The 6,405-nt window shown below is 74.5% G+C and carries 3 protein-coding genes; 1 reads left to right on the top strand and 2 read right to left on the bottom strand.

What is annotated here, in order from left to right; genetic code table 11:
• Positions 1-75 precede the first annotated feature (75 nt).
• Positions 76-471 carry a RidA family protein gene (locus tag ACFQ7Q_RS31305; RefSeq protein ID WP_383561022.1) on the bottom strand — a complete coding sequence of 132 codons (396 nt, stop codon included), beginning with the start codon at positions 469-471 and terminating at the stop codon, positions 76-78.
• A gap of 136 nt (positions 472-607) precedes the next feature.
• On the opposite strand from ACFQ7Q_RS31305, the gene ACFQ7Q_RS31300 reads away from it, so the two are divergent.
• The gene (locus tag ACFQ7Q_RS31300; protein WP_383561018.1) at positions 608-1,579 is read left to right on the top strand and encodes a helix-turn-helix transcriptional regulator; all 972 of its coding nucleotides are present in this window, start codon (positions 608-610) and stop codon (positions 1,577-1,579) included.
• 104 nt (positions 1,580-1,683) lie between these two features.
• Here the strand turns inward: ACFQ7Q_RS31300 and ACFQ7Q_RS31295 are convergent, their stop codons facing one another.
• Complete coding sequence (locus ACFQ7Q_RS31295; protein WP_383561016.1) at positions 1,684-6,399, bottom strand: hypothetical protein; 4,716 nt, start codon at positions 6,397-6,399, stop codon at positions 1,684-1,686.
• Positions 6,400-6,405 lie beyond the last annotated feature (6 nt).

Raw genomic sequence — 6,405 nt, 5'->3', positions numbered from 1 at the left:
CCCCGGCCATGGCCGGGGCATGTGTGGAGGCGACTTCTGCTCGTGCCGGTACGACCGGCACGAGCAGAAGTCGCCTCACGCGACGGCGGTTCCCTCCAGCTCGACCATCTGACCGGGGATCGCCAGTCGCGTCACCCCGAGCATCGTGGTGGCCGGCGCCACCCTGGCGGCGCCCAACCGTGCCGCCAGCCCGCCGTAGTGCTGGAAGAGCAGATCGACGTCGGTCGTGTAGACGTTCAGCCGCACGAGGTTCGCCAGGGACATACCGGCCTCGCCGAGCACGGCCTCCAGGTTGTCGACGCTCAGCGCCAACTGCGCCGCCATGTCGCCCTCGTGCTCGGGCTTGCCCTTGCCGCTCATCGCGGTCTGCCCCGAGATGTACAGGGTCCGTGTGTGCCCGGAGACGAGCTCACCCTGGTTGAACCCCATCTCCACCGACCACGTCACCGGGTTGACCGCGGTTCGCTCCATTGCCACGTCAGCTCCATTCGATTCATGGGAAGTACGAGCGTCCATCGGCTCGGTGGTCACCGGCCTCGACGTCGCGCTGACGAGCCTTCCAACAAATCACGACACCCTTGGTCATGTATTTCGTTAGGGTTCCCGCATGCGCGCCGACAGGCTGGTCTCCCTGGTGCTGCTCCTGCGCCGACACGGTCGGCTGACCGCGGACACGCTCGCCCGCGAGCTGGGAGTGTCCACCCGCACCGTGCTGCGCGACATCGAGGCACTCTCCACGGCAGGCGTCCCGGTCTACGCCGAACGCGGCCGGCACGGCGGTTTCGCCTTGTTGCCCGGGTTCCGGACCGAGCTCACCGGACTGAACCACGACGAGGCACTCGCGCTCCTGACCGCCGGATCCGGGCGCGGCGAGCAGGCGTTCGGGCTCGGCTCGGCACTCGCCTCGGCCATGCGGAAGGTGGTCGACGCGCTGCCCGACAGCCACCGGGCCACCGCGAGCGACGGGGCCCGCCGCATTCTCGTCGAGCCGGAGACCGACCTGCTCTCACGGCGGCCGGTCACCGACGAGGTACCCGACACCACGATGATCGAGGTCCGGCGCGCGGTGCTCGCCGGACACAGGCTCCGCATCCACTACACGGCCACGGGCGAGACAGCGCAGTGGCGCACGGTGGACCCGATCGGCCTGGTCACCGTACGCGACCGCGGCTATCTGCTGGCCACGAGATCCGGCGCGGACCGCACCTACCGGCTGTCGCGGGTGCTGGCCGCGGAGGAACTTCCCGAAGCGGCACAGCGGCCGAACCAGGTCGATCTGGACCGGATCTGGCGGGAACGCGCCGCGCAGTTCCTCAGCGAAGGCCACATCACCGTGCCGGTGCGGGTGAACCCCGCGCGGCGGGAGGAGTTGCTGGACACCGCGCTGGCCGTCCGCGCCGAAGAACCCGAAGCCGACGGTCGGCTACGGCTGGAGCTGACGTTCCAGGATTCACGCCATGCCGAATGGGCACTGTGGCAGCTCGGCACGGACGTGGAAGCGCTGGCCCCTCAATCGCTGCGCACCGCGCTACGCGACCGCGCCATCGCGATCGCCGCCCGCTACCAGGACTCGTCCTGAGAGGGAGGCGGCGAACTCCGCGCCGGTTCTCAGGACTCGAACGGGCCACGGGAGAACGGCCCGGTCCCCTCACGGGGGCCGGACCGTTCGTCGTAGGTGCGTCGCTACTGCGGGACGGACTCCTCCACCTGCGAGCGGCGGAACATCCGGGTCGCGGTGATCTCGCCGTGGATCGCCTCGCCCTCCGCGCTCGGCTGCGGCAGCCCGGGGCGCAGGTGCTCCTCCACGCTGATGTACTTCAGCCCGGCACGCAGGTCGGCGTCGTTGCGCAACCGGATGACCAGCGGGAACTCCGCGAGCGCCGTGGTGTCGAACAGACCGGTCGTGTACAGCAGCTGGACACCGAGGGCGTCCGAGACGGCCCGCTGGAGCTCCAGCAGATACGTGGCGTTGGCGCGGCCGATCGGGTTGTCGAGGAACAGCGTGCCCGCGTGCCGGTGCTTGTCCCGGCCCCGGTCGTTGGAGCGCAGCGCGGCCATCGTGCAGTACAGCGCGATGGCGGCGGTGAGGAGCTGGCCGCCGGAGAAGACGTCGCCCATCTGCCCGACCGGGACGCGCTCGGCCCGCAGCACGGCGTCCGGCTTGAGGATCTCGACCGCGATGCCCCGCGGCTCCAGCGCAGCCTGAACGCCCCGCAGGAGCAGCGACATTCCGTCCCGGCGCATGTCGGAGTTCTTCTTCACGGCGGCGCGGGTCGCCTCGTCGATGACCTCCCCGAGCCGCTCGGTGAGGGTGGCCTGGTCCGGCTCCTCGAAGCGGATCCGCAGGAACTCCTGCCCCGACCACTCGCCGAGTCCCTCGGGCAGCCGCGACAGGCGCTGCGCGGAGCGGAGCGTGGTCAGCGCGGACTCCACCAGTCCGCGCAGCCGGTCGACGATGGACTCGCGGTTGCGCTCCAGCTGCTCCAGCTCGTCGGTGAGGACCCGGAGTCGGGGTGCGAACGCCTCGGCCCACTTCGCGGCGTGCTCGGGCAGCGCGGCGGCGGGCAGTTCGCGGATCTGCTGCCGGGCCGGGGTGCGGACCTGCTCGTAGCGGGTGGAGTTGGCGTGCCGGACGAGGATGTCACTGGCCTCGCGCACCGAGGCGTCGGCGCCGGAGAGCTCGGCGGCACAGGAGCGCAGCGCGCGGCGGGCCTCGGCGGCGGTGTGCCGTGCCTCCTCCAGCGTGCCGGGGTAGGTCTCGGGGCCGTCCTCCTCGTCCTCCCCGTGGTCGCGCAGCAGGTCGCGCAGGAGCGCGGCGGTCTCGTCGAAGCCGCCCGCGGCGTCCTCGGCGGCGCGGTGGGCCCGCAGGAGGCTCGCGTGCGCGGTGCGCGCGGCTTCCAGGGCGTCGCTGCGGGCGGCGAGTTCCGCGGTGGCGGTACGGAGCATGGCCTGGGCCTGCTCGGCATCGACGGGGACCTGGTCCTCGGGCAGTTCGGTGTGCGACTCGCCGTCCTCGGGGGCCAGCCGCTCGGCCTCGCCGCGGAGCCGGCCGAGCTTCTCGCTCGCCTCGGACGCGCGGGTCTCCAACATCTGGACCAGGGCTTCGGCGCGGGCGGCCGCGGCCTGGCGGGACGGGCCGTCGGCGCCGTCGGTGGATTCCAGGAGCTGCTCGGCGCGGGTGCGGACCTTGTTGGTGAGGCGGTCGAGCTCGGCGAGGGCGGCGGACTCGTCGCTCTCGGCTCGGGCCTGCTCGGCACGCAGGTCGGCGCCGACGCCGACCTTCTCGTAGAGCTGGGACGCGGCGCGGTACGCCTCGCGGAGGGTGGGGAGCGCGGTACGGGGGGCGGCCGCGTCCTCCTCGGGGAGCTGGTCGGGGGCGCCGGCGATCTCGGCCCGCTCGGCGCGTAGGGCGCGGGCGGTGCGGTGGGCGTCGTCGGCGGCGCGCTGGGCGGCTCGGCGGTCCTCGTCGGCGGCGCGGGCGCGCTCCAGACAGGTCTGGGCGCGGGCCTCGGACTCGGCCGCGTCGTCGGCCAGTTCACGGAGCTTGGCCTGCCAGGCGGACCGCTCGCGCAGCCGGAACGCCAGGCCTGCGAGAGCGTCGGCGACGCGGCGGGCACGCTGTGCGGCCTCTTGGCGCTCGTCCCGTACGCGAGCGGCGTCGGCGGCGGCCTCGTCGGCCTCCGCCCGTACGGTCCGGGCCTCGGCGAGTGCGGCCGCGGCCGCCTCCGCGGTCTCGCGCGCGGTCGCGGCGACGGCCGCCAGTTCGGCGATCATGCCGGGCGGACAGTCGGCCCGCCACGAGCCGATCCGGGCGGCGAGCGAACGGTCGCCGGTGAGGCGGGCCGCGAGAGTGCGGATCTCCTCGTCGCGCGCGGCGGCGCGGGCGCGCAGGGCGTGCCGCTCCTCGTCCGCCGCGTGCTCGTCGTGCATGGCCGGGTTCGGCGGGACGAGGAACACGCCCGCGTCCTCGCCGGATTCCGGGCTCGGGACGGGCGCGAGCAGCGCGGCGGCGGTGCCGACGGCGACGGTGGAGCGCGGCAGCAGGGCCGCCGTGCTCAGCACCTCACGGGCGCGGGCGTACGAGACGGGGTCGGTGATCACGACGCCGTCGACCAGTTCGGGGCGGGCGGCGAGGACGGCGGCGTGGTCGGCGGGGTCGACGGCCTGAGCCAGATAGCGCCAGCCGGGGAGGGCGGGGATGCCCTGCTCGCCGAGGTACTCGACGGTGGCGAGCACGTCCGGTCCCGGCGGCAGCAGTCCGCCGTCGCCGAGGGCGCCGAGGATGCGGGAGTCGTCGGCGGCGGCGGTGCGCAGATCGAAGAGCTGACGCTCGGCGGAGCCGATGGACTGGTCGAGCAGTCGGCGGAGCTCGTCGGCGTACCGGTCGAACTCGGTGACGGTCAGCGGGCCGGGGGTTCCTTCGGAACCGGAGTCCGGCGCGGTGGCGAGCCCGAAGGCCGCGCCGCGGCCGATGGCGGCGCCCTGGCCCTCGGTGCCCGTCCCGGCGTCGGTCTCCCCCGCGCGCTGGCCCGGGAACGGTGAGGTCGACTGTGCGGCCGGGAGACTCAGGAGTTCGGCCAGGCGGGCGTCGGTGGCCAGGGACTCGGCGGCCCGGCGTTCCGCGTCGTAGGCGTTCTCGGCGGCCTCGGCCGCGTCCGTGGCGCGGGCGGCGGCGAGTTCGGCGCGGGACTCGGCGGCCGCGGCCTCGCGGGCCTGGTCGGCGGCGGTGCGGGCGGCGTCGCGGGCCGCGTCCCAGGCGGCGACCGTGGTCTTCTCCGCGTCGCTCGCGGCTAGGGCCGCGCGCGCCGGGTCGGCGTCCGGGGCGGTGTCGTCGAGCCAGCCCGCCCGTACCGCCTCCGCGGTCTCCTGCTCGACCTCGGCGAGGCGCTGGCGCAGGTGCCCGGCCTCGCTGCGGGCGCGCTGGGCCTCGGTCGCGGCGGCGGTGGCGTCGCGGTGGGCGGTCTCCCCGGCGTCCTGGAGGGCCGCGGAGCGCTCCTCCTCCTCGGCCGCGTGCCGCTCCCCTTCCTCGGCGGCGGCGTGCAGGGCTCGCACGAGATCGGCGGCGGCCTTGGCCCGTGCGGCGAGCGCGGGGGCGGCGTCGCGCTCGGCCTCGCGGATCGCGGCGGCGACGCGCGCGGAGCGGTCGCCGGCCGCACGGTTACGGAGCACGGCCTCGGCGGCCTGCCAGGCGGCGTGCAGCGTGCGGGCGTCGGTGAGTTCGCGGCGCTGGGACGCCGCGCCCTTCTCGGCGACGGTCAGTGCCAGGGAGGCATGCCGGTAGGCCAGTTCGGAGGCGATGAGAGAGCTGCGGCCGCGCGCGGTCTCGGCCTCGGAGACGGCGTGCGCGGCGGACGTGACCTGCTGGGCGAGCTCGGCGGTGCGGCCGCGTTCCTCGGTGGCGCGTGCGGAGAGGCGGCGGGCGAGCGTACGGGTACGGCGCTCGGACCCCGCGTGGACGTCACGCGCGCGTGCCCGGGTCTCGGCGGATTCGACGATGCGTCCGAGGAGGTCGACGGAGCCCGCGGTGAAGTCCCGCTCGGCGGTGAGTTCGGCGCGCCGGCCGAGCTTGTTGCCGAAGCCGCTGACGAGGTCGGCGAGGCCGTCGGTGTCACGGGTGTCGGTGACGGCGCGCAGGAGCAGGTCGGTGAAGTCGGAGTCCTTCTTGACCGCGAAGAGGCCGGCGGCCTCACCCTCGTCGGCGTTCATCTCCCGCTGGTAGCGGAAGAGTTCGGGGTCGAGACCGAGGTCGCCGAGGTGCTCGTTCCAGCGGTCGTGGATCTCCTCCCAGTAGACCTCCAGGTGCGGGTACGCCTTCCCCGCCTCCGTGAGGGCGTCGCGGAAGCCCTTCATGGTGCGGCGGCGGCCCTGCGCGCCGGAGGCTCCCTCGACGGGTGCGCGGACGGCGGTGGACTCGGCGACCGGGAGGTTGTCCAGGCTCAGGCCGGGTCCGGGGCGGAAGGAGTACCAGGCCTCGGCGAACTTGCGGGGGTCGTTGGAGACCTGGCGGCCGCGCCACTCGCTGGCCTTGCCGACGACGACGAGCTCGCCCGTGAGGGTGTGCTGCCACTCGAGGGCGACGTGGCCGCAGTCGTCGGCGAGCAGGAACTTGCGGAGCACGCCGGAGCTGGCGCCGCCGAGGGTGTTGCGGTGACCGGGGAGCATGACCGAGAAGATCAGCTTCAGGAGGACGGACTTGCCGCCGCCGTTCTCCAGGAAGAGCACGCCGGCGGGCGCGGGGCGGCGCGGCGGGCCGACCGGCTCCTCCTCGAAGAACTCCGCCTGGGTGGGGGCGGGGTGGGGCACGGGCGCGCCGACTCCGCGCAGGTCCAGGACGGTGTCGGCGTAGCGCGCACCGGCGGGACCGATGGAGTAGAGGCGGACCCGGGACAGCTCGTACATGGCGGC

The sequence above is a fragment of the Streptomyces sp. NPDC056527 genome (assembly GCF_042794475.1).
GTDB lineage: Bacteria > Actinomycetota > Actinomycetes > Streptomycetales > Streptomycetaceae > Streptomyces.
This window is presented reverse-complemented; position numbering and strand designations above follow the sequence as displayed.